Consider the following 21,727-nt stretch of genomic DNA (forward strand, 5'->3'; position numbering starts at 1 on the left):
CGCCGCAGGGAGTGTCAGTAGATCCTGCGGCGGCGCGGCAGCTGATTGGCCACCATGGCAGCGAAGTCCGCCGACGGCCGATCCAGGGCGAAGCCCATTTCAAAGCTGTCTCTGCGTGAATCCTTGCGCGACCACTGGCAAATCACCACAGCCTCGATCTGGCGCACCCGCTCCCCCTGTTCCGGCACATGCAACACCATCTCGTAACAGCCGCCGACCGCCAGCGGCTGTTTGGCGACCAGGCGCAGCCCGCCGAGCGACAGATCAGCAACGTAGCCCATCGGCTCGCCGTTCAGCCGGTTGGTGACCTGGATGCCGCTGATGTGGCGGAAGCTGAAGCGACTGTGCTGGCGCATGTCCGTTGCTCGGGCAGATGGATCGGTACCGCGGCACGGAAGGCTCCGCTGCCGCGGTCGCTGGCAATGTATAGAGCCAGCAGGCGACCCAATCGCCGCTGCAGTTAAACGCAACCCGCCATCCCGATCATCCTCGTGATATCCATCACACCGTCGCCCACTGCGCCTAGCGCTTCGACTCGCCCTGGGCTGGCTCTTCGCTTACCTCATCGGCCAATCCTGGCGGCACGTTGTAGGCACCGCCTGGCACGTCGCTCTCGTCACCGCCGGCGACCTCGCCCTGGGTCGAGGTGGTTTCCGGATTCTGCTCGTGGGCGGCGCCCGTCTGGTCGATCGACTCGATGCTTTCGCGGCCCTGTTCGTTCTCGCTCATCACACACTCCTCGTTCGTCGCAGCGCCTCGGCCGATCCGCGGCGCCTCTCGCTTAGGAAGGGTCGGGCCGGCGGAAGTTGCAGGGTCTGGCTGGCTTTCTGGACCAATGGCCGCTCGGCGGAGCAGCTGAACTAAACCCGCGGCCGGGCAGCCAAAACTTCACTAGAACTGCCACAGAACAGAATCATGCAACTGAATTCTCGCAGCCTGCCGATCACCCCTGCCATCAGTCCGGAGCCAGACCAGTCGTCCCGCGCGCTGTACTTCGCCCTCGTGCGCGAGGTTGACGAGCACGCGCGCGACCGTGCTGTGGATTACCTGCGCCTGCAGCTCGACGCCGCTGCCGCCTTGCCTTGCGACCTGCCGGAAGACCCGGCGGACCTGCACGCCTGGGTCATGCAACGCACCGAAACCGTTGGCCGCCAGTACCAGGCCTATCTCGATCAGCGCCGGGCCGGTGGAGCACGCCGTTATTTCTCGAGCAAGGCGCACGCGCTGCATTTTCTGCGCGGGGTGGCGCCGACCAAGCTGGTCGATGGCGCCTGGCTCTACGGCCTGCTGCAGCGCTGGGACGATGCGCGTTTCACTGCGCTGATCCAGACCTATCTGGAAGAACTCGGCGAGGGCCTGCCGGAAAAGAATCATGTGGTGCTCTACCGCAAGCTGCTGGCCAATCAGGGCTGCGATGACTGGCAGGAGCTGGACGATGAGCACTTCGTCCAGGGCGCCATCCAGCTGGCCCTGGCCGAGCACGCCGAGCAGTTCCTGCCGGAAGTGATCGGTTTCAATCTGGGTTACGAACAGCTGCCGCTGCACCTGCTGATCACCTCCTACGAGCTGACCGAACTGGGCATCGACCCCTACTACTTCACCCTGCACGTCACTGTCGACAACGCTGACAACGGCCACGCGAAGAAGGCCGTGCAGGGCCTGCTGGACGCCCTGCCGCAGGTCGGCGACAGCGCGGAGTTCTATCGACGGGTACGCGACGGCTACAGGCTCAACGACCTCGGCGCCAGCACCGTCTCGGTGATCGGCGACTTCGACCTGTCCCGCGAGGTACAGCGCATCTTCGAGAAGAAGGCCGCGGTCGGCCAGTTCGTGCATTCCGACTACTGCCGCTTCGAAGGCCGCACGGTCAACCAGTGGCTGGCCGAGGACGTCGAGCAGTTCCTCGACGTGCTGGACAAGCGCGGCTGGATCAAGCGGGGCCACGATCCGCAGGAAAGCCGCTTCTGGCAGCTGATCGTTGGTGACCAGGCACCCATGTTCGGGGTTTTCAGCGCCTACGAGCAGCAGATGATCCACGACTGGATTGCCGACGACTGGCAGGCCGATGGCAAGCGCAGCCCGCGTGGTGCGTTGCTGCAGCGTCAGGCGTTGTTCAACGCCCGTCGCGCAGCGCCGGGGCCGGCCATGCCACAACTTGCCGAGAAAGCCGCCAGCAACGATTTCGACGAAGAGCTGCAGCTGCTCGAGCAGCAGGTGGCGCGTCTGCCAGATCGCGCCGCCCGCATGCGCCTGCTGCTGCCCCTGCTCGCCCCGCAGCGGCACCACAGCGCCGCCGGCCTGCTGGCCACGCGGCTGTTCAACGGACTCTTCAACTGACGGCACCACCAAGGAAAGCGACGATGACCATGGAAAATGCGCAGGACCGCGCGCTGCTGCATCTCGGCCAGGCTTTGCGTGATCGCGGCTATCACTTCATCACCCCCACGCCGTTGACCCATGAACGGGTCAACCAGCGCCCGGAAAACGCACTCGCCGATGACCTCCCGGGGGTGTTCGGCTGGAGCCGACCGTTCCAGCACGAGTTGTTGCCGCCGCCGCTGTTCAGCCTGATGGATCAGGCCCAGATGCTGGAAGCCTGCGGCTCGCGCTGGCGCGCCAAGGTGCGCCTGTCCAGCCTCGACGGCCAGCTGTTCCTGCATTCGGCCTTTCCCACCGAAGCCAGCGATGCAGTGTTCTTCGGCCCGGACACTTACCGTTTCGCCAGCGCCATCTGCAGCCATTTGAACCAGCATGCCGGCGAGATCCGCCGCGTGGTGGACATCGGCTGCGGCTCGGGCGCCGGGGCGATTCTCACCGCCCTGGCGCGACCGCAAGCCGAAGTGCTGGCAGTGGATATCAACCCGCAGGCGCTGCGTCTGACACGCATCAACGCGGCGCTGGCCGGCGCAGACAACCTGCGTGCCGAACACAGCGACCTGCTGAGCGCCGCCGAGGGCGAGTTCGATCTGGTCCTGGCCAACCCACCCTATCTGGTCGATGCCGATCAGCGCGCCTACCGCCACGGCGGCGGACCACTCGGCGCCGGCCTGTCGCTGGCGATTCTGGATGCAGCACTCGGTCGCCTGGCACCTGGTGGCACGCTGCTGCTGTACACCGGCGTCGCCATGATCGGCAACCAGGACCCCTTCCTCGCGGAAGTGCGCCAGCGCCTGGAACGCACCGACCTGCAGTGGAGTTATCGTGAAGTCGACCCAGACGTGTTTGGCGAAGAGCTGCTGGGCGGCGCCTACGTCAAGTGCGATCGCATCGCCGCCGTAGTGCTGCAAGTAACGCGGGCGACGGGCTGATCGTTCCCGCGTGGAACGCTTCGCGGTCTTCCACCCTACGATCGGGCCAGGCGTAGGGTGGATAACGCTGCAGGCTTAGCCACGCGCAAGTGAGCGCGCATCAGACTGGCAACAGCACCAGAATGAGCGACAGGGTGATCAGCGAGCCCAGCGTCGAGAGCAGCACCACCCGCGACACCCGCGAGCCTTCCCGGCCGTAAAATTCGGCAAGCATGTACGGCCCGGTGCCGGTGGGCAGCGCGCTGAGCAGCAGTGCGGAGTAGGCCCACAGCGTCGGCAGCTCGAACACCTGAAAAGCCAGATACCAAGTGATCAGCGGCTGCACCACCAGCTTCAGCGCCACCAGCGGCCACACCCCCTGCACCTGACCTCCCGGCTGTGGCTGGGCAAGGAACAGCCCCAGCGAAACCAGCGCACAGGGCGCCGCCGCCGCACCCAGCAGCTTGAGCAGTGTCGCCAGCGGCACCGGCAATTGCAGGCCGCTGGCTGCCCACAGCGCGCCAAGCACGGGAGCAATCACCAGCGGGTTGCGTACCAGTGCACGGCTGACCTTGCCCAGCGTACGCACGACGCCCTGCCCGGCATGCAGGCCGGTCTCAACGCAGGCCAGGGCAATGGCGAACAGCACGCAGACCACCACGATCGAGGCGACCATCGCCGGCTGCAGCGCCTCATCGCCGAGCACCAGCATGCACAGCGGAATCCCGACATAGCCGGTATTGGCATAGGACGCCCCCAGCGCATCCAGACTGGCATCGACCAGCGGCTGCTTCTGCAACATGCGATACGCAAGGGTAAAGGCGAATACGCCCAAGCAGCCGATGGCGAACGCGGCGATAAAGCCAGGCTGCCAGAGCTGCTCCCAGGTCGAGGTGGCGACGACGCTGAACAGCAGCGCCGGCAGGCCCAGCCAGACGACGAAACGGTTGAGTTCGGAGGCGCCGGTCGGCCCCATCCGCCCGCTGCGGCGGCACAGGTAACCGAGCAGGATCAGCGCAAAGACGGGCAGAACGACATTGACGACCGAGGACATGAACTCTCATCTGCAAACTGGCGACGCGGCACTCGGCTGCGACCGAAACGGCCGGCCACCATAGCAAATGCGACGGATCGTCGCGCTCAGAGTCGACCATGCGGCGCCCGGTCGACCCCGAACTTCAGCTCAGTGCACCGACGGCGAATAACCGTTGGGCTCGGCTCGCGCGGCGGCGAACTCGGCTGCGACGCTGCCTCGGATCTGCTGCGTACCGCCCGGAAAGCCGCTGCGGTCGCTGTAGTCCCATTCGGTGACCGGCATGCGCTCGGCATCCAGAGCCTTGGCGCAGCGCAGGTCCAGCGCAGTGATGCCGGCCACCGCACCGGCGGCGATGGCTGCATTGGCCGGCCGGTCGCCATGCTCGATGCTCCAGCCGAGACCGGCCAGATCCAGCGCATCGCCGCCGACACGACCATAGATCCAGGGTTTCGGATCATCGGTCAGCAGGATGCCGACCCCGGTAGCGATCTCGCGCAGGCCGCAGGCGCGGATCACGCCTTCGCTGCCGGACATGCCGATGAAGCGTGCCACCTGGCGTGGCGCAACCAGCTGGACGACGCCCAGACCGATGCTGAACCAGCCCAGCCCGCGCGCCAGCGAGCGCGCGGAATGGTTGGGCCGGGTAACTTGACGTGGAATGCTCATGAAGACTCCTCGTTCGATGTATTGGCTCGGCCGCGCCCTATTTCAGGGATCAGCGACAGGCTCATGGCTTGAGGACCACCTTGATACAACCGTCATGCTTGTCGCGGAAGGTCTTGTACATCTCCGGACCCTGCTCGAGGCTGACGCTGTGGGTGATGACGAAGCTCGGGTCGATCTGGCCTTCCTGGATGCGCTTGAGCAGGTCATCGGTCCAGCGATTGACGTGGGTCTGGCCCATGCGAAAGGTCAGGCCCTTGTTCATCGCCGCGCCGAACGGAATCTTGTCGATCAGCCCGCCGTAGACGCCGGGAATGGAGATGATGCCAGCCGGACGGCAGACGTAGATCATCTCGCGCAACACGTGCGGCCGGTCGCTCTCGAGCATCATTGCCTGCTTGGCGCGGTCGTACATCGAGTCGATCGAGCGCGCCGCATGCGCCTCCATGCCCACCGAGTCGATGCACTTCTCCGGGCCTTTGCCGCGGGTCAACTCCTTGAGGCGTTCGAGCACGCTCTCTTCGTCGAAGTTGATGGTGATGGCACCACCGGCGCGGGCCATGGACAGGCGCTCGGGCACATTGTCGATACAGATGACCTGCTCGGCGCCCATCATCACCGCACTGCGGATGGCGAACTGGCCGACCGGCCCGGCACCCCACACCGCGACGGTGTCGGTGGGCTGGATGTCGCATTGCGCCGCGGCCTGCCAGCCGGTGGGCAGGATGTCGCCGAGAAACAGCACCTGCTCGTCGGTCAGCCCCTCGGGAATCACCACCGGGCCGACATCGGCATAGGGCACACGAACGTACTCAGCCTGGCCGCCGGCATAGCCGCCAGTCAGATGGGTATAGCCGTAAAGCCCGGCAGTGGTGTGGCCGAACACCTTGTCGGCAATGTCCTTGTTGCGGTTGGTGCGTTCACACACCGAGAAATTGCCGCGCCGACACTGGTCGCACTCGCCGCAGACGATGGTGAAGGGCACCACCACGCGGTCGCCGACCTTGAGCTTCTTGTTCGCCGAGCCGACCTCCATCACTTCGCCCATGAACTCGTGGCCCATGATGTCGCCGTGCTGCATGCCGGGCATGAAGCCGTCGTAGAGGTGCAGGTCGGAGCCGCAGATGGCGCAGGACGACACCTTGATGATGGCGTCGCGCGGATCTTCGATAGAGGGATCGGGGACGTGGTTGTCGCAGCGGATGTCGTGCTTGCCGTGCCAGCGGAGGGCTCTCATGGACAATCTCCTGGTCGGGTGTTTGGAAACGCCGTCTCGGTGATTCTCCTGCTGCCTCGCTGTAACTCCTCTGTGGCCGGTGCGGCGTGCTGTCAGGGTTTTAGTAAGCAGCGCCGCGCGAGAGTTGCCCGATTGCCGACGGGCTGCATGCCTAGTGGCCCGTGCGGTGAGTGGGTTGAGGCAAGTTTGGATGAACATGGCTCCGAGACAAGGCGCTGCGACGCGTCATAGCGGGGCTATGGCAAGGAGCAGCACACAGTATCGGGGCCATGGGCGTCGAAATTGACCAACTGGACTTACCAAACAGGTCACTAGTGCCGATTGCGTCCGAGCGAGGCGTAGCCGTCGCGATAGCTGGGAAATCTGGCTTTCCAGCCCAATGCACGCGCGCGGGCATTGCTGCAGCGCTTGCTGCCGGCACGGCGGGTCATGCTCTGCTCGGCCCAATGGGTGATACCCAGCTGCTCGCGCAGCCAGTCGACCACCTCATGCAGCGGCGCCGGGTCGTCATCGACACCGAGGTAGCACGACTCGAGCGCAACACCGCTGGCGTCGGCCTGCAGCAGAAAGGCCAGCAGTCCGGCGGCATCGTCACGATGGATGCGATTGCTGAACTGGGGCGGATCACGCTCGACGCGCAAGCCGGCGCGTACCTGATTCTGCAACCAGGGCCGCGACGGGTCATACAGGCCGCCCATGCGCACGCAAGTGGCCGGCACGCCACAACCCAAAGCGAGCTGTTCGGCCTCGAGCATCACCTGCCCGGTGAACCCGCCAGGCTCCGTCGGCGAGGCTTCATCGATCCATTCGCCGTCGCGCTGGGCGTAAACGCCCGTGCTGGAGACGAACAACACGCGCCGTGGCTGCTGACCGCGCTGCTGCAGCCAACCGAGCACATTGCGCAGCCCCTCGACATAGGCCTGGCGGTAGCCCGGCTCGTCATGCTCGGTGGCGGAGGCAGCGTAGACCAGATAATCCAGCCCGCCGTTGGGCCAGCTGCGTGGGCAGGCCGTCTCGGCGAGGTCGCCCTTGATCGGCAGGATCGGCACCGGCAGCGCGGCGGCGTTGCGCCGAACGCCGTAGACGGTCCAGCCGGCACGGCTCATTTGCAGGCCGAGACGACTGCCAAGGTCGCCGCAACCTGCGATCAATACGCTCAGGCGCTTGCCCATGTTCTGCTCCCTTAGTTGCACCCGCTATACGGGCCGTATGCAATGGAGTGTACCGACTTTCACGGCATGGCCGACTGGTTGGTTCTGCGCTGCGCAAAAGGCTATGCTTGCAGGCACTTTGATGGATACTGACTATGACCCTGACCGAACTGCGCTATATCGTCACGCTTGCCCAGGAACAGCATTTCGGCCGTGCCGCCGAACGCTGCCACGTCAGCCAGCCGACCCTCTCGGTCGGCGTCAAGAAGCTCGAGGACGAGCTGGGCGTACTGATCTTCGAGCGCACCAAAAGCGCGGTGCGCCTGACCCCGGTCGGTGAAGGCATCGTGACCCAGGCGCAGAAGGTGCTGGAGCAGGCGCAGAGCATTCGCGAACTGGCCCAGGTCGGCAAGAATCAGCTGGCCGCGCCGCTCAAGGTCGGTGCCATCTACACCGTCGGCCCGTACATGTTCCCGCATCTGATTCCGCAGCTGCACCGCGTGGCGCCAGACATGCCGCTGTACATCGAAGAGAACTTCACTCACATCCTGCGCGACAAGCTGCGCACCGGCGAGCTGGACGCGATCATCGTCGCGCTACCGTTCCAGGAAGCCGACGTGCTGACCAAGCCGCTCTACGACGAGCCCTTCTACGTACTGATGCCGGCCGACCATCCGTGGACGGCCAAGGAAACCATCAACGCCGAGATGCTCAACGACAAGAGCCTGCTGCTGCTCGGCGAAGGTCACTGCTTCCGCGATCAGGTGCTCGAAGCCTGCCCGACCACGCGCAAAGGCGAGGCGCCGAGCCACACCACGGTCGAATCCAGCTCGCTGGAAACCATCCGCCACATGGTCGCCTCGGGTCTGGGCGTGTCGATCCTGCCGCTGTCGGCGGTGGAGAGCCACCACTACGCCCCCGGCGTGCTGGAAATCCGCCCGCTGACGCCGCCCGTACCGTTCCGCACCGTGGCGATCGCCTGGCGCGCCAGCTTTCCACGGCCCAAGGCCATCGAAATCCTCGCTGACTCGATTCGCCTGTGCTCCGTAGGCAAACCGACGGCGGCGAAATCCTGAGGCCATGAGCGAACTGGCGACCGTTCCGGTCACCGCACTCAAGGGCGTCGGCGCCGCTCTGGCCGAAAAGCTCGCCAGGGTCGGCCTGGAAACCCTGCAGGACGTGCTCTTCCACCTGCCGCTGCGCTACCAGGACCGCACTCGCGTGGTGCCGATCGGCGCACTGCGACCGGGGCAAGACGCGGTGATCGAAGGCATCGTATCCGGCGCCGATATCGTCATGGGTCGCCGTCGCAGCCTGTTGGTACGCCTGCAGGACGGCAGCGGCACCCTCAGCCTGCGCTTCTACCATTTCAGCCAGGCGCAGAAGGAAGCCATGAAGCGCGGCACCCAGCTGCGCTGCTACGGCGAAGCCCGCCCCGGTGCTTCGGGACTGGAGATCTACCATCCCGAATACCGCGCACTGACCGGCGAACCGCCGCCAGTCGAACAGACCCTGACGCCGATCTACCCGACCACCGAAGGCCTGACCCAGCAGCGCCTGCGCAATCTCAGCGAGCAGGCACTGAGCCGTCTCGGCCCGCACAGTCTGCCGGACTGGTTGCCCGCGGAGCTGGCCCGTGATTATCACCTCGGCCCACTGGATCAGGCGTTGCGCTACCTGCACCGGCCACCGACCGACGCCAATCTGGAAGAACTCGCCGAAGGCCGGCACTGGGCGCAACATCGCCTGGCATTCGAGGAATTGCTGACCCACCAGCTGTCGTTGCAGCGCCTGCGCGAACGGGTTCGCGCCCAGCAGGCACCAGCGCTGCCGCCGGCGCAGCGCTTGCCGAAGCGATTTCTGGCCAACCTCGGCTTCGCCCCCACCGGCGCTCAGCAGCGCGTCGGCGCCGAGATCGCCTATGACCTGGCCCAGGACGAGCCCATGCTGCGTCTGGTGCAGGGTGACGTCGGTGCCGGCAAGACCGTGGTCGCCGCGCTCGCCGCGCTGCAGGCGCTCGAGGCCGGCTATCAGGTCGCGCTGATGGCGCCGACCGAGATCCTCGCCGAGCAGCACTTCATCAACTTCACCAGGTGGCTCGAACCGCTCGGCATCGAGGTTGCCTGGCTGGCCGGCAAGCTCAAGGGCAAAACCCGCGCCAGCGCGCTGGAACAGATAGCCGCCGGCTGCCCGATGGTGGTCGGCACCCACGCACTGTTTCAGGACGAAGTGGTATTCAAGCGCCTGGCGCTGGTGATCATCGACGAGCAACACCGCTTCGGCGTGCAACAGCGGCTGGCTCTGCGGCAGAAAGGCATCGACGGGCGGCTCTGCCCGCACCAGCTGATCATGACCGCCACACCGATCCCGCGGACCCTGGCGATGAGCGCCTACGCCGATCTCGACACCTCGATCCTCGACGAGCTGCCGCCGGGTCGCACCCCGGTGAACACGCTGGTAATCGCCGACAGTCGTCGTCTGGAAGTGATCGAACGGGTGCGCATCGCCTGCAACGAAGGCCGCCAGGCCTACTGGGTGTGCACGCTGATCGAGGAGTCCGAGGAACTCACCTGCCAGGCTGCCGAAACCACCTTCGAGGATCTTTCGGCGGCGCTCGTTGGCTTACGCGTCGGGCTGATCCACGGACGGATGAAGCCGACGGAGAAGGCGGCGGTGATGGATCAGTTCAAGCGTGGAGAATTGCAACTGCTGGTCGCCACCACGGTGATCGAAGTGGGCGTCGACGTGCCCAACGCCAGCCTGATGATCATCGAGAACCCGGAGCGCCTGGGCCTGGCGCAGCTGCACCAGCTGCGCGGGCGGGTCGGGCGTGGCAGTGCGGCGAGCCATTGCGTACTGCTTTACCACCCGCCGCTGTCGCAACTGGGCCGCGAGCGGCTGGCGATCATGCGCGAAACCTGCGACGGCTTTTTGATCGCCGAGAAGGATCTGGAACTGCGCGGCCCCGGCGAGATGCTCGGCACCCGCCAAACCGGCCTGCTGCAGTTCAAAGTCGCCGACCTGATGCGCGACGCCGAACTGCTGCCGGCGGTGCGCGACGCCGCGCAGGAATTACTGGCACGCTGGCCGCAGCATGTCAGCCCGCTGCTCGAACGCTGGCTGCGTCATGGCCAGGAATACGGCCAGGTATGACAACCATCCGTCGCCACAGCGCCTGTGTCTGACGGCTTCGCTATACTCCGGCAGTCACCACAACGGGTCCGCTCATGAATACTGCTGTCGACACCGAAAGCTGCTCCGAACTGCCCCTGCTGATCACCAAGCTGTTGAAAGACCTCGGTGTGAGTTACCAGATTCAGCGCGACCGCCCCAATTTTCCCGCCACCCAGCGGGTTCAGGCCGTGCTGCTGGACGACAGCATTGGCGCCATGCTGGTGCTCTTCCCGCAGGACCATCTGCTCGACCTGGCGCGCTTGGCCGAACTCACCGGGCGCGAGCTGGCTGCGGTTAAGCCGGAGCGGCTGGCGCGCATGCTCGCCAAACATGAGCTGACGCGTCTACCCGGCCTGCCGCCGTTGACCAGTTCACCCTGTCTGTACGAGGAGCAACTGCTTCAACAACCGCGCCTGCTGGTGGAGTCCGGTCAGCCGGGCCTGTTGGTGGAGGTGGCCAGTGGCGAGTTCAAGCGCCTGCTGAGCAAGGCTACAGCCGGCAGCTTCGCCGTGCCGTTGAGCAGTATTCGACCCAACCTGAACCGCCCGGACGACGACCGCGCGGAGATCACTCAGGCAGTGCAGAGCTTTACTGCGCGACGTATCCAGAAACGCCTGGAAGAAACCATCGAGATCCCGCCGCTGCCGCATACGGCGCAGAAGATCATCAAGCTGCGGGTCAATCCCGACGCCACGGTGGACGACATCACCGGCGTGGTGGAAACCGACCCTGCCCTGGCCGCACAGGTGATCAGCTGGGCCGCCTCGCCCTACTACGCAGCGCCGGGACGCATTCGTTCGGTCGAGGACGCCATCGTCCGCGTGCTGGGTTTCGACCTGGTCATCAACCTCGCCCTTGGTCTGGCGCTGGGCAAGACCATCAGCCTGCCCAACGACAAGCCGCAGGACGCCACGCCCTACTGGCAGCAGGCGATCTATACCGCTGCGGTGATCGAAGGCCTGACCCGCGCAATTCCCCGCGAACAGCGCCCGGAACCCGGCCTGAGCTACCTCGCCGGGCTGCTGCACAGCTTCGGCTATCTGGTACTGGCGCACGTCTTCCCGCCGCATTTCTCGCTGATCTGCCGGCATCTGGAAGCCAACCCGCACCTTTCGCACTGCCACATCGAGCAACACCTACTGGGCATCACCCGCGAGCAGATCGGTGCCTGGTTGATGCGTCTGTGGGGCATGCCCGAAGAACTGGCCGCTGCGCTGCGCTTCCAGAACGACCCGGGCTACGACGGCGACGATGCGGCCTATCCGAATCTGGTCTGCCTGGCGGTGCGCATGCTGCGTAATCGCGGTATCGGCAGCGGGCCGGACGCCGAGGTGCCGCAGCATCTTTTCGATCGTCTGGGCATTACCCGCGAGAAAGCCAACGACGCCGTGGGCAAGGTGCTCGCCGCCGAGGCTGCGCTACGTGCGCTGGCAATGCAGTTCAATCCGCCACATTGATGGCAGATGCCATCGGGCCTGCGGCAAAAGCTGCAGGCCCGGTGGCGTATCAGGATCCCCGGAACCATCAGCTGCTTGCGCGAAAGCTCACTCGCGCATTCACCAGCCCTTCGCCGGCGCGCTCCAGGCTGACTTCCGTAACACTCACCCCCTGGCCCTGCAGCGTGTCGAACCAGCGCAGCAGCAGCGCATAAGAGGCGCCGGGCAGGCTTACCTGCAGGCTGCCGTCGCTGCCGTTGTCGAAGCTCTCGATCAGCAAATTGCCCTGCTGCGCGCTTTCGGTAATAACCCCTTGCAGCTGCTCCGGCACCAACTCGACCTGGTTGCTGCGTTCCATCTGCCGCGCCAGTTCGGTGTTCTGCTCCATGTAGGCGTGCAGCTCACGCTGCGCCTGGTAGTACTCACGCGCATCGGCAGCCTGGCGCTGCGCCGGTAGCCACAGCCAGAGGTAGAACAGCACCGCAAGCAGAAAGGCGCCGAGCAGGCTCAGCGAGGTGCGCTCGCGGGGGGCCAGACGTTGCCAGCGTTGCCACAGTGGTGAATCGGCGAGGCGCACGGCCAGTTGTTGTTTGAGATTCATCATCAGCCTCCGATGACCACGCGGGCGCTGACGCCGTCGCCTTCGCGACTGGCCGAGCCCAGCTGCACGTTCTGACCGGCCTCACCCAGGCGTCGGCGCAGGGTTTCCAGGGTGGCGAAATCCATCGCCTGCACCTGCAGCGCCAGATCGCCACGATCCTGGTTGTAATCGAGCTGGCCGATGGTCACCGGGATACCGTCCTCCAGCGCCGCGGCAGCATGGTCGAGCAGGCGCAGGAAGCCTGCCTGCCCGCCGCTGCCGCGCGCCAGATGATCATCGAACTGCGCACGCATGTTGACGATGCGAACGTCCTCAGGGAACAGCTCGCGATACAGGGCCAGGCTGGCATCGGCATAGGCATCGCCCTGACGCTGGAAATACCAGGCCTGGCTCAGGTTGAAGCCCAGCTGCACCAGCAGAATCAGCCCGACGACCGCAAACAGCGGCTTCCAGTAGCCGAGGCCGGTATTGCCGACCTCCACGGCGAAGTCGCCTTGGGCGAGATTGATCGCCGCCGCACGCTGAGCGACGAGAAAGGCGTAGGGATCGTCGACCTTCCGATAGTCATCCAGCGCTACCGGCGGGTCGGCGACATCACCCTGCGCATGCCAGGGTGCCGGACAGAGGGTAGATAACTGTGGCCAATCTTGGCTGGCGAAGGCCAACCGCGTTTCGCCGACGCCACCGAGCAGGCCCCGCTCGCCGATGAACAAAAGCTGCGTCTCCTCACGGGGCAGCAGGTCAGCATCGACGTGAATCGCCACGATCAGCAGACCCTTCTCGCGCAGTTGTCCGAGCCAACCGGACAGCAGCTGGCGGCGGATCGCCACGACGCGCTGACGGCCATCGAGCAGCGTCTCGCCAAGTGCCAGGTGCAAATCATCAACATTCTCGGCGAGCAGCTCCTCGGCGGCGTACGCCAGCGCCTGCTGCATCCAGCGCGCCTTGCGCGTCGGCAGAGTGACGGCGAAGAAGCTGCAGACTTCGGCCGGCAGGATCAGGCTGACCGCGCCGCCGCTACCGCTGCAATCGGCCAATGGCTGCCAGCGCCCTGGGCCGTCCTTGGGCAGCCAATAGACGTGCGTATCGCCATCGAGCCTGGCAGGACTGTCGGCGGGCAGAAACAGGCAATCCATGATCTAGCGTTCTCCATCGGATGAGCGTGCCAGCCGAGCAGGCTGACCAAGATTTCGCGCGAGCACGCGCACACTGCCGTCCTGCTCGCGTTGCAACAGGCTGACCAGCGCCAGACGGCGATCGCCCAGGCGCACTTCGCTGGTGGCCTGGAAGAATTGACTGCCAACCGCCAGCGCAGTGCCCTGCAGCGTAGTCCCGGCCATGGCCGGCTGCGCGAGGAAGGCCGCGCTGTTGCGAAACGGTGCGACGCGGCGCAATTCCACCAGCGATTCGGCAGCGCCAAGGCTGAGGTTGTCGCTGAGGCTGGAGAGCACCAGCGGGCTTGCCGTGTTGACGTTGAGTGGCACGTTGGGCGGCAGCGCGGCGACATAGGGCGCCAGACGTTGAAAGTCTTCCTCGCGCATGTCCAGCAGCAGACGCAGTTCGGACAGGTCATGCAACCGGCGCCCGGCGTTGCGATACGGCGGATCAAGGCCGAGATAGGCGTTGTCTTCGGCGCCATATTCGCCGCTCGGTTGCTGGTCCGGATCGAGCCAGTCCAGCAGGCGCTCGGCGTACGGCGCGCTGATCTGCAGGCGCAGTAGCAGACGGCGGAACTGCCCGACTGCGGCGGTGTTGGGCTGCTGATCACGCAGCAGGTCGTTGAGGTTGAAGCGCCCGGCCAGATCCTCGATACGCACCACGATTTCGCCCTGATCGATCTCGAAGGCCGGTAGCGGTTGGGCCCAAGGTTCGAGCAGATGATCGACAGCGGCCGCTGCCTCGCCATTCGCACCCGGCTCGCCATTGGCGCCAGCCTGCAGGTCCCGTGCGAGCATGGCCTGCGCCAACGCCTCGCCGCCGAGCGCGTAGTGCCAGGCCTGGCGCGCCTGCAGCTGGTTGCTGCTGGCGCGAATGCTGAGCTGCTGACGCGCCACCATCGCCGCGCTGACGACGGTAACGATGGCCACCACCAGCAGCACGGTGATCAGCGCCACCCCTTGCTGGCGCCTCATTGGGTCAGCTCCCCTTCGAATGGCTCGGGCACGCCTTCAGCGCCGGGCAAGGCCTGCTGCATCGCCTGCTCGGCGGCATCCGGTAGCCGCAACAGGCGCGTCACCCGGCCGTAGCGCGCGTGCTCGATGCTCAGCTCCAGCCCGACCGGCAAGCGTTCGGCGGCGTCTTCCGGGCTGCCGCGGCCGAAATCGAATGGTGGCCACTCCTCGTGCCACACGGCCTCTTCGTCCAGATAACGCAACTGTAGCCCCTGCACCTTTTCCAGCACCCGCTGCACGCGCGGCTCGCTGTCGAGGTCGCGGTCCAACACCACCCAGTAGACGCGCTCGAGGTTCTGTCCGGCCAGCCGCCAGCGCACCCGTTGCAGGTTCGAACGGCGCAGCCCCGTGGGGTTGCGCCAGCCAGCGCGGGTCAGCTCCAGCACAGGCGCGCCATCCTCGCCACCAAGCTGCCCGATAAAGGCGTTGCGCTCGTCGCCGAAGCCATCACGGATAGGTCGGCCGATCACCTGCTGCAGGTCGCGTTCGAAGGCCCATACGGCACGGCTCAGCTCGCGCAGTTGCAGTTCCTGGGCACGCACGGCTTCGTCGCTCTGCAGCACCGCTTCGAGCATGCGATAGGTGCCCAGCCCCAGCAGCGCGAACAGGGCGATCGCGATAAGCAGTTCGAGCAGGGTGAAACCAGCGCAGGCGCGCATGCGTGCGTCCATTAGCGCGCTGCTCCCCGACCGACCGCAATGAAGCCGGTGAGACTGGTCACCGCACGCTCAGGCAGTGTGCCGCTGGTTGCGCGTGGCGTTTTCAGCGCGACCCAGACCGTGACGCGCAGCAGGCCGGGGTCGGCGCTGGCCTCGATCTCGCTGAGGGCCTGCCACTGGCGGCCGCCGTAATCCAGCTCCTGGGTTTCGCGGCCGATCGCCGGGGAAATCTGCTGCAGTTGCAGTTCGCTGATGCGGTTGTCGGCGATCCAGCCAGCCAGGGTCAGTTCTTCCAGGCGCCCGGCGTTGGTCAGGCTGCGTCCGGCCGCGGTGAGCACCACCGCCGACACGCTGGCGAAGATGGCCAGTGCCACCAGCACTTCGAGCAGGGTGAAGCCACGGCCGACCCTGGCCAAGCGTCTGCTCATCGCCTGTCCTCGATGACTTGCGCCTCTGGCAGACGAAAGCCGTCGCTGGCGACCAGCCAGGCACCGCCGCGCGGTTTGCGTTCGGACAGGCGCAGGCTGAACGGCGATAGCTCGCCGCTGGAAAGGATCAGCAGCTGCGGTTCCAGCCGCGGTGCCCCCCGCGCCGTGCGCTCGTCGTCGCGGGACAGCCCGGCGCGGTCGTCCTCACGCTTCTGCGGTGCCAGCAGCTCCAGCGGCGTGCCGTCCAGCTCCAGGTCCAGGCGCATCCACTCCGGCACCTTGTGCACCTTGCGCCGCTCGACCTCCAGCCAGCGCGTCGCCGCCTCGTCGTAGCGCAGCACCCGGTAGCCTTCGCTGGTTACCAGCAGGCCGTATTCGCGACTGTCGAGCACCGCCTCATCGCTGAGCACGCCAATCAGCGCAGCCAGGCGCCGCGCCTCGTCACGCAACTCGCGCGAGGTGCTGGAGCCACCGACACTGAGTACCGCCACGCTGACCAGAATGCCCAGCAGGACGATGACCACCAGCAGCTCGATCAGCGTGAAGGCGCGGGCATGGCGCCGCATCGTTTACAGGTCCCAGTTGCCGATGTCGGCATTGAGGTCGCTGCCGCCGGGCTTGCCGTCGGCGCCGAAGGAGTACAGGTCGAACTGGCCCTGGGTACCCGGCGACAGGTACTGGTAGTCGTTGCCCCATGGGTCCTTGGGCAGGCGCTTGAGGTAGCCGTCGCGGTTCCAGTTCTTCGGTTGCGGATTGCCGGAAGGCTTTTTCACCAGCGCATCCAGGCCCTGCTGGGTGCTGGGGTAGGTGAAGTTGTCCAGCTTGTACATATCCAGCGCAGCGCCAATGGCTTTGATGTCGCCTTTGGCCACGGTGACCTTGGCCTGATCCGGGCGACTCATCACCTGCGGCACCACCAGCGCGGCAAGGATGCCGAGGATGACCACCACCACCATGATTTCGATGAGGGTGAAGCCCCCTTGCGTGCGTCGTTGCAACTTCATTGTTGTTACCCCACCAGTTGGTTGAGAGAGAGGATCGGCATCAGGATCGCCAGCACGATGACCAGCACCACAGCCCCCATGAACACCAGCATGAACGGTTCGAACAGACCGACCAGCAAAGACACCTGGGCAGCGAGGTCGTTCTCCTGATTGCGCGCGGTTCGCGCCAGCATCTGATCCAGTTCACCGGATTTCTCGCCGCTGGCGATCATGTGCAGCATCATCGGCGGAAATTCGCCGGTGGCATCCAGCGCGCGGGTCAGGCTGCTGCCTTCGCGCACCTTCTGCGCCGCCTCGACCACCCGTTCGCGAATGCGCAGGTTGGCGATCACCGCGGCGGCAATGGACAGCGCCTCCACCAGCGGCACGCCGCTCTTGGTGAGAATCGCCAGGGTCGAGGCGAAGCGCGCGGTGTTGGTCGCCCGGCTCAGGCGTCCGATCAGCGGCACTCGCAGGATGAACGCGTGCCAACGCAGGCGCACAGCCGGATCGCGCAATGCCGCACGCATGGCCAGCAAGGCGCCGATGATGCCGAGCACGATCAGCCAGCCCCAGTTCTTCACCACGTCGCTGGTAGCGATCAGCCCGCGAGTCAGCGCCGGCAACTCCTGCCCGGTGTTGACGAACACCTTCACCACGTCCGGCACCACGTAGCCGAGCAGCAGCACGACGATGGCCAGCGAGGCGACCATCAGGATCACCGGGTAGAGCAGCGCCAGCTGGATTTTCTGCCGCGACTGCTGGCGCTGGTCGGTGTAGTCGGCGAGCTGGTCGAGCACCAGGCCGAGATGCCCGGCATGCTCCCCCGCCGCCACCGTGGCGCGGTACAGCTCGGGAAAGGCCGACGGATATTCGCGCAGCGCAGCAGCCAGGCTGTGGCCTTCCATCACCCGCGCGCGCACCGCCAGCAGCATCGACTTGATCTTCGCCGAGGTTGATTGCGCCGCCGCGGCGCGCAGGGCTTCCTCGATGGGCAGCGCGGCCTGCACCAGCGTCGCCAGTTGCCGCGTGACCAGCGCCAGATCGCGTGCCGACAGGCCACGACCGAAACTCAGGCCGCCGCGACTGACATCTTCCTTGGACTTGGCCTGCTTTACTTCCAGTGGCGCCCACTGCTTCTCGCGCAGCAGCTGGCGCGCCTGGCGCGGGCTGTCGGCTTCTATCAGCCCTTTCTGCTCGCGGCCGCGCGGGTCGAGGGCAAGGTATTCGAAAGCGGCCATCAGGCTAGCTCCAGCGCTGACGCTTCGCGGTCAATACCGCTCCTGCAAAGGCAGCGCACGGCGATGGGAGTGGTCTTGACCGCGAACAAACCCGCGAAACGGTCAAACCCATATATCGAACTGCTAACCAGTAACTTCCCGACTGATCGCTGCAAGCCGCTCATCCCCTTATTCCTCACGCGTCACCCGCAGCACTTCCTCGATGGTGGTCACGCCCTCGCGCACCTTGCGCAGGCCGTCGTCACGGATGCTCGGGCCCAATACCCGCGCGTGGCGCAGCATGTCCTGTTCACTGGCGCGGGTGTGCACCATGGTGCGCAGGGCATCGTCGAACAGCACCAGTTCGTAGATGCCGGTACGCCCGCGGTACCCCAGCCCGCGGCACTGCTCGCAGCCTTCGGCGTGATACAGCGTCGGCGCATCGTCGGGACTCACACCCAGCAGCGCACACTCGGCGGTATCGGCGACATAGGCGCGCTTGCAGTCATTGCACAACACCCGCACGAGGCGCTGGGCCAGTACGCCGAGTAGCGAAGAAGAAATCAGGAACGGCTCGACGCCCATGTCCACCAGGCGCGTGACCGCACCGATAGCGCTGTTGGTGTGCAACGTCGAAAGCACCAGGTGGCCGGTCAGCGAGGCCTGTACCGCCATGTCCGCGGTCTCCTGGTCGCGGATCTCGCCAACCATCACCACGTCCGGGTCCTGGCGCAGGATCGCGCGCAAGCCGCGAGCGAAGGTCATGTCGACCTTGGTGTTGACCTGCGTCTGGCCGATGCCCTCGAGGTGGTATTCGATGGGGTCCTCGACGGTGAGGATGTTGCGCGTGCGGTCATTGAGCGTGGTCAGGGCGGCGTAGAGCGTGGTGGTCTTGCCCGAGCCGGTGGGGCCGGTGACCAGGATGATGCCGTGGGGCTTCCTTACCGCCTGCTCCAGCTGCTCGCGGTCATGCTCGTTCATGCCCAGATGCTTCAGAGTCAGCCGCCCTGCCTGCTTGTCGAGCAGACGCAGCACCACCCGCTCGCCGTTGGCCGAGGGCAGCGTGGAAACACGAATATCGACCTCGCGCCCACCGACCCGCAGTGAGATGCGCCCGTCCTGAGGGATGCGCTTCTCGGCGATGTCCAGCTTGGCCATGACCTTGATCCGCGATACCAGCAGGGCCGCCAGCTCACGCTTGGGCTGCACCACCTCGCGCAGGATGCCGTCGACGCGAAAGCGGATCACCAGGCGCTTCTCGAAGGTTTCGATATGGATATCCGAGGCATTCTCGTTGATCGCTTCGCCGAGAATGGCGTTGATCAGGCGGATGATCGGCGCGTCGTCCTCCTGCTCCAGCAGATCTTCGGTTTCCTGAATCTGATCGGCCAAGCTGGCCAGATCGAGATCATTGCCCAGCCCCTCGACCATCAGCATCGCCGCGGAAGAATCGTGCTGATAGGCCACGCCGAGCGCCTGATCGAAATCGGCCTGCGGCAACCACTGCATCGGCAAACGCATGCCGACCACCCGCTGCGCCTCCTGCACCGCGGTCAGCGCGGCGCCCTCGCGCAGGCCCAGGCGCAACTCGCCGCCACGCTCCAGCAGGATCACCCCATGCCGCCGCGCAAAGGCGAATGGCAGACGGCGTTGGGCCGGCTGCTCGAGCAGCGCGGTGACTTCGTTTACATCGAGTTCGGGCATCGTGCAGCTCCACCAGCGATACGCAGCGACCCGACGTCACCACGTTCGAAACACTCCAGACGGGTCTAACCAATCTAGTTGGACTACAAGGATTGGATGACATTTCAACGTGCACGCGTTTTTCCTGCACGCCCGACTTAACCCGGCACCAAGGTCGGAGACGCTTGGCACCGCTGACGAATATCCCATCAATGGCGCGTCATTCATGATGCGGCCGCGTCGTGTGCCTGGCGCGGACGATTTGGTCGTACGCGGAGCCAAACAGGACGCAATCTGCAGCGAAGCGCGGAAAACAGGCAGTCATCCTGCGACCGATGCGTCAAATACAATCGTTTGATTGAAACAGTTGTTTGATTTTTTCAGGGCTTGCAGAATGCCCCGCCGGGCGATCCGTTTTTACGCGTCGCCCGGTAGGTTTCACCTGTTCCAAACCCCGTCCGCCAGAGCAGCGGGCGGGTGAAAAGCACGTCGGTGCGCGGCTTGCCGCAGCACTGGTCATGATCACGCAGGAGAACAACAACAATGCACATCGGTGTTCCTCTCGAAACCCACTCCGGGGAGACGCGCGTCGCCGCCACCCCGGAAACCGTCAAGAAACTGATCGGCCAAGGGCACCGGGTGACGCTGCAAAGCGGCGCCGGGTTGCTTTCCAGCGTGCCGGACAGCGCCTATGAAGCGGCCGGCGCAGCCATCGGCGACGCGGCCGCGGCGTTCGCCGCCGAGCTGGTGCTGAAGGTCAATGCGCCGGACGATGCCGAACTGGCGCAGATGCAGTCCGGCAGCGTGCTGCTGGGCATGCTCAACCCGTTCGACAATGCCTGTATCGCGCGCATGGCCGCCCGCGGCATCACTGCGTTCGCGCTGGAGGCCGCACCGCGTACTTCCCGTGCGCAGAGCCTGGACGTGCTGTCGTCGCAAGCCAACATCGCCGGCTACAAGGCGGTGCTGGTCGGCGCCCACCACTACCCGCGCTTCATGCCGATGCTGATGACTGCCGCCGGCACGGTGAAGGCCGCCCGCGTGCTGATCCTCGGTGCCGGTGTTGCCGGTCTGCAGGCCATCGCCACAGCCAAGCGCCTCGGCGCGGTGGTCGAGGCGTCGGACGTGCGTCCAGCGGTGAAGGAACAGATCGAGTCGCTCGGCGCGAAGTTCGTCGATGTGCCGCTGGAGACCGACGAAGAGCGCGAATGCGCCGAAGGCGTCGGAGGCTATGCGCGGCCGATGCCCGCTTCGTGGATGGCACGCCAGGCCCAGGCGGTGCACGAGCGTGCGCTGCAGTCGGACATCGTCATCACCACCGCGCTGATCCCTGGCCGCAACGCGCCAACGCTGCTGCAGGAAGCCACTGTCGAGCAGATGAAGCCCGGCTCGGTGATCGTCGATCTGGCGGCCGGCCACGGCGGCAACTGCCCGCTCACCGAGATCGACCAAGTGGTCGTGCGCCACGGCGTGACCATCGTCGGCCACGCCAACCTGGCCACGCTGGTCGCGGCGGACGCCTCGGCGCTGTACGCCCGCAACCTGCTGGATTTCCTCAAGCTGGTCATCGACAAGGACAGCCAGTTCCAGCTCAACCTCGAAGACGACATCGTCGCCGCGTGCCTGATGTGCCGCGACGGCCAGGTCGTGCGGACCAACGGTTAAGGGAGACGCGAACATGGATCTGATTTCAGACGGCATCTACAACCTGATCATCTTCGTGCTGGCGATCTACGTCGGCTACCACGTGGTCTGGAACGTCACCCCGGCTCTGCATACCCCACTGATGGCGGTTACCAACGCGATTTCGGCAATCGTCATCGTCGGCGCCATGTTGGCCGCCGCGCTCACCGTCACCCCGCTGGGCAAGGCCATGGGCACCCTGGCCGTGGCGCTGGCGGCGGTCAATGTGTTCGGTGGCTTCCTGGTCACCCGGCGCATGCTGGAAATGTTCAAGAAGAAGGACCGCAGCGCGGCCAAGGCAGAGGGCAAGTAAGC

Annotated in this window: 22 protein-coding genes; 7 read left to right on the forward strand and 15 right to left on the reverse strand. The window is 65.6% G+C overall.

Features of this window, described 5'->3' with window-relative positions; genetic code table 11:
- Nucleotides 1-14 precede the first annotated feature (14 nt).
- Nucleotides 15-356, reverse strand: a complete 342-nt coding sequence (locus SM130_RS21255; protein ID WP_102826582.1) for a PilZ domain-containing protein — start codon at nt 354-356, stop codon at nt 15-17.
- Nucleotides 357-522: 166 nt separating this feature from the next.
- Nucleotides 523-729 carry a hypothetical protein gene (locus SM130_RS21260; RefSeq protein WP_102826581.1) on the reverse strand — a complete coding sequence of 69 codons (207 nt, stop codon included), beginning with the start codon at nt 727-729 and terminating at the stop codon, nt 523-525.
- Between the two features lie 186 nt (nt 730-915).
- Between SM130_RS21260 and SM130_RS21265 the strand changes: the two genes are divergently transcribed.
- Together SM130_RS21265 and SM130_RS21270 are read left to right on the forward strand one after the other, a co-directional pair.
- On the forward strand, nt 916-2,337 hold the full coding sequence (locus SM130_RS21265; protein WP_102826580.1) for an iron-containing redox enzyme family protein: 1,422 nt from the start codon (nt 916-918) through the stop codon (nt 2,335-2,337).
- A gap of 23 nt (nt 2,338-2,360) precedes the next feature.
- Nucleotides 2,361-3,308: a methyltransferase gene (locus tag SM130_RS21270; RefSeq protein ID WP_102826579.1), complete on the forward strand. Its 948-nt coding sequence runs from the start codon at nt 2,361-2,363 to the stop codon at nt 3,306-3,308.
- A 100-nt stretch (nt 3,309-3,408) separates the two neighbouring features.
- Here SM130_RS21270 and SM130_RS21275 read toward each other — a convergent pair whose 3' ends face one another.
- From SM130_RS21275 to SM130_RS21290, 4 genes are all read right to left on the reverse strand, one after another.
- A complete protein-coding gene (locus SM130_RS21275) occupies nt 3,409-4,341 on the reverse strand; it encodes an AEC family transporter (RefSeq protein WP_102826578.1) in 933 nt (310 codons plus the stop codon).
- A 129-nt stretch (nt 4,342-4,470) separates the two neighbouring features.
- On the reverse strand, nt 4,471-4,989 hold the full coding sequence (locus SM130_RS21280; protein WP_102826577.1) for a transcriptional regulator: 519 nt from the start codon (nt 4,987-4,989) through the stop codon (nt 4,471-4,473).
- Nucleotides 4,990-5,050: 61 nt separating this feature from the next.
- Nucleotides 5,051-6,223 carry a zinc-dependent alcohol dehydrogenase gene (locus SM130_RS21285; protein WP_102826576.1) on the reverse strand — a complete coding sequence of 391 codons (1,173 nt, stop codon included), beginning with the start codon at nt 6,221-6,223 and terminating at the stop codon, nt 5,051-5,053.
- 311 nt (nt 6,224-6,534) lie between these two features.
- On the reverse strand, nt 6,535-7,395 hold the full coding sequence (locus SM130_RS21290) for an NAD(P)-dependent oxidoreductase (RefSeq protein WP_102826575.1): 861 nt from the start codon (nt 7,393-7,395) through the stop codon (nt 6,535-6,537).
- Nucleotides 7,396-7,529: 134 nt separating this feature from the next.
- Here SM130_RS21290 and SM130_RS21295 point away from each other — a divergent pair, with 134 nt between their 5' ends.
- From SM130_RS21295 to SM130_RS21305, 3 genes are all read left to right on the forward strand, one after another.
- Nucleotides 7,530-8,450, forward strand: a complete 921-nt coding sequence (locus SM130_RS21295; RefSeq protein ID WP_102826574.1) for a hydrogen peroxide-inducible genes activator — start codon at nt 7,530-7,532, stop codon at nt 8,448-8,450.
- A gap of 4 nt (nt 8,451-8,454) precedes the next feature.
- Nucleotides 8,455-10,527 (forward strand): ATP-dependent DNA helicase RecG, encoded by a 2,073-nt coding sequence (recG, locus tag SM130_RS21300; RefSeq protein ID WP_102826573.1) that lies wholly within the window; start codon nt 8,455-8,457, stop codon nt 10,525-10,527.
- Between the two features lie 74 nt (nt 10,528-10,601).
- Nucleotides 10,602-12,005: an aminoacyl-tRNA deacylase and HDOD domain-containing protein gene (locus SM130_RS21305; protein ID WP_102826572.1), complete on the forward strand. Its 1,404-nt coding sequence runs from the start codon at nt 10,602-10,604 to the stop codon at nt 12,003-12,005.
- A gap of 67 nt (nt 12,006-12,072) precedes the next feature.
- Here the strand turns inward: SM130_RS21305 and SM130_RS21310 are convergent, their stop codons facing one another.
- From SM130_RS21310 to gspE, 9 genes are all read right to left on the reverse strand, one after another.
- Complete coding sequence (locus tag SM130_RS21310; RefSeq protein ID WP_102826571.1) at nt 12,073-12,588, reverse strand: type II secretion system protein M; 516 nt, start codon at nt 12,586-12,588, stop codon at nt 12,073-12,075.
- Nucleotides 12,588-13,721: a type II secretion system protein GspL gene (gspL, locus tag SM130_RS21315; protein ID WP_102826570.1), complete on the reverse strand. Its 1,134-nt coding sequence runs from the start codon at nt 13,719-13,721 to the stop codon at nt 12,588-12,590. Before gspL ends, SM130_RS21310 begins: the two co-directional genes overlap by 1 nt.
- 3 nt (nt 13,722-13,724) lie before the next feature.
- Nucleotides 13,725-14,717: a type II secretion system minor pseudopilin GspK gene (gene gspK / locus SM130_RS21320; protein ID WP_102826569.1), complete on the reverse strand. Its 993-nt coding sequence runs from the start codon at nt 14,715-14,717 to the stop codon at nt 13,725-13,727.
- On the reverse strand, nt 14,714-15,427 hold the full coding sequence (gene gspJ / locus SM130_RS21325; RefSeq protein ID WP_102826568.1) for a type II secretion system minor pseudopilin GspJ: 714 nt from the start codon (nt 15,425-15,427) through the stop codon (nt 14,714-14,716). Before gspJ ends, gspK begins: the two co-directional genes overlap by 4 nt.
- A complete protein-coding gene (gspI, locus tag SM130_RS21330) occupies nt 15,427-15,843 on the reverse strand; it encodes a type II secretion system minor pseudopilin GspI (RefSeq protein ID WP_102826567.1) in 417 nt (138 codons plus the stop codon). Before gspI ends, gspJ begins: the two co-directional genes overlap by 1 nt.
- Nucleotides 15,840-16,409: a type II secretion system minor pseudopilin GspH gene (gspH, locus tag SM130_RS21335; RefSeq protein WP_102826566.1), complete on the reverse strand. Its 570-nt coding sequence runs from the start codon at nt 16,407-16,409 to the stop codon at nt 15,840-15,842. Before gspH ends, gspI begins: the two co-directional genes overlap by 4 nt.
- Before the next feature lie 3 nt (nt 16,410-16,412).
- Complete coding sequence (gene gspG, locus SM130_RS21340; protein ID WP_038664842.1) at nt 16,413-16,847, reverse strand: type II secretion system major pseudopilin GspG; 435 nt, start codon at nt 16,845-16,847, stop codon at nt 16,413-16,415.
- A 5-nt stretch (nt 16,848-16,852) separates the two neighbouring features.
- A complete protein-coding gene (xcpS, locus tag SM130_RS21345) occupies nt 16,853-18,067 on the reverse strand; it encodes a GspF family T2SS innner membrane protein variant XcpS (RefSeq protein WP_102826565.1) in 1,215 nt (404 codons plus the stop codon).
- A gap of 168 nt (nt 18,068-18,235) precedes the next feature.
- Nucleotides 18,236-19,750 carry a type II secretion system ATPase GspE gene (gspE, locus tag SM130_RS21350; RefSeq protein ID WP_102826564.1) on the reverse strand — a complete coding sequence of 505 codons (1,515 nt, stop codon included), beginning with the start codon at nt 19,748-19,750 and terminating at the stop codon, nt 18,236-18,238.
- 522 nt (nt 19,751-20,272) lie between these two features.
- On the opposite strand from gspE, the gene SM130_RS21355 reads away from it, so the two are divergent.
- Together SM130_RS21355 and SM130_RS21360 are read left to right on the forward strand one after the other, a co-directional pair.
- Nucleotides 20,273-21,394, forward strand: a complete 1,122-nt coding sequence (locus tag SM130_RS21355) for a Re/Si-specific NAD(P)(+) transhydrogenase subunit alpha (RefSeq protein ID WP_102826563.1) — start codon at nt 20,273-20,275, stop codon at nt 21,392-21,394.
- A 13-nt stretch (nt 21,395-21,407) separates the two neighbouring features.
- Nucleotides 21,408-21,725: an NAD(P) transhydrogenase subunit alpha gene (locus SM130_RS21360; protein WP_003284152.1), complete on the forward strand. Its 318-nt coding sequence runs from the start codon at nt 21,408-21,410 to the stop codon at nt 21,723-21,725.
- Nucleotides 21,726-21,727 lie beyond the last annotated feature (2 nt).

The sequence above is a fragment of the Stutzerimonas stutzeri genome (assembly GCF_038561965.1).
In the GTDB taxonomy this organism is placed as follows: Bacteria; Pseudomonadota; Gammaproteobacteria; order Pseudomonadales; family Pseudomonadaceae; genus Stutzerimonas; species Stutzerimonas stutzeri_AA.

Excerpts from the sequence above, each read along its gene's own strand:
- xcpS (WP_102826565.1), bottom strand. The coding sequence starts at position 18,067 with ATGGCCGCTTTCGAATACCTTGCCCTCGACCCGCGCGGCCGCGAGCAG.
- gspH (WP_102826566.1), bottom strand. The coding sequence starts at position 16,409 with ATGCGGCGCCATGCCCGCGCCTTCACGCTGATCGAGCTGCTGGTGGTC.
- recG (WP_102826573.1), top strand. The coding sequence starts at position 8,455 with ATGAGCGAACTGGCGACCGTTCCGGTCACCGCACTCAAGGGCGTCGGC.
- SM130_RS21295 (WP_102826574.1), top strand. The coding sequence starts at position 7,530 with ATGACCCTGACCGAACTGCGCTATATCGTCACGCTTGCCCAGGAACAG.
- gspK (WP_102826569.1), bottom strand. The coding sequence starts at position 14,717 with ATGAGGCGCCAGCAAGGGGTGGCGCTGATCACCGTGCTGCTGGTGGTG.
- SM130_RS21355 (WP_102826563.1), top strand. The coding sequence starts at position 20,273 with ATGCACATCGGTGTTCCTCTCGAAACCCACTCCGGGGAGACGCGCGTC.
- SM130_RS21305 (WP_102826572.1), top strand. The coding sequence starts at position 10,602 with ATGAATACTGCTGTCGACACCGAAAGCTGCTCCGAACTGCCCCTGCTG.
- gspG (WP_038664842.1), bottom strand. The coding sequence starts at position 16,847 with ATGAAGTTGCAACGACGCACGCAAGGGGGCTTCACCCTCATCGAAATC.
- gspJ (WP_102826568.1), bottom strand. The coding sequence starts at position 15,427 with ATGGACGCACGCATGCGCGCCTGCGCTGGTTTCACCCTGCTCGAACTG.
- gspE (WP_102826564.1), bottom strand. The coding sequence starts at position 19,750 with ATGCCCGAACTCGATGTAAACGAAGTCACCGCGCTGCTCGAGCAGCCG.
- SM130_RS21310 (WP_102826571.1), bottom strand. The coding sequence starts at position 12,588 with ATGATGAATCTCAAACAACAACTGGCCGTGCGCCTCGCCGATTCACCA.
- SM130_RS21260 (WP_102826581.1), bottom strand. The coding sequence starts at position 729 with ATGAGCGAGAACGAACAGGGCCGCGAAAGCATCGAGTCGATCGACCAG.
- gspI (WP_102826567.1), bottom strand. The coding sequence starts at position 15,843 with ATGAGCAGACGCTTGGCCAGGGTCGGCCGTGGCTTCACCCTGCTCGAA.
- SM130_RS21360 (WP_003284152.1), top strand. The coding sequence starts at position 21,408 with ATGGATCTGATTTCAGACGGCATCTACAACCTGATCATCTTCGTGCTG.
- SM130_RS21275 (WP_102826578.1), bottom strand. The coding sequence starts at position 4,341 with ATGTCCTCGGTCGTCAATGTCGTTCTGCCCGTCTTTGCGCTGATCCTG.
- SM130_RS21285 (WP_102826576.1), bottom strand. The coding sequence starts at position 6,223 with ATGAGAGCCCTCCGCTGGCACGGCAAGCACGACATCCGCTGCGACAAC.
- SM130_RS21265 (WP_102826580.1), top strand. The coding sequence starts at position 916 with ATGCAACTGAATTCTCGCAGCCTGCCGATCACCCCTGCCATCAGTCCG.
- SM130_RS21290 (WP_102826575.1), bottom strand. The coding sequence starts at position 7,395 with ATGGGCAAGCGCCTGAGCGTATTGATCGCAGGTTGCGGCGACCTTGGC.
- SM130_RS21255 (WP_102826582.1), bottom strand. The coding sequence starts at position 356 with ATGCGCCAGCACAGTCGCTTCAGCTTCCGCCACATCAGCGGCATCCAG.
- SM130_RS21280 (WP_102826577.1), bottom strand. The coding sequence starts at position 4,989 with ATGAGCATTCCACGTCAAGTTACCCGGCCCAACCATTCCGCGCGCTCG.
- gspL (WP_102826570.1), bottom strand. The coding sequence starts at position 13,721 with ATGGATTGCCTGTTTCTGCCCGCCGACAGTCCTGCCAGGCTCGATGGC.
- SM130_RS21270 (WP_102826579.1), top strand. The coding sequence starts at position 2,361 with ATGACCATGGAAAATGCGCAGGACCGCGCGCTGCTGCATCTCGGCCAG.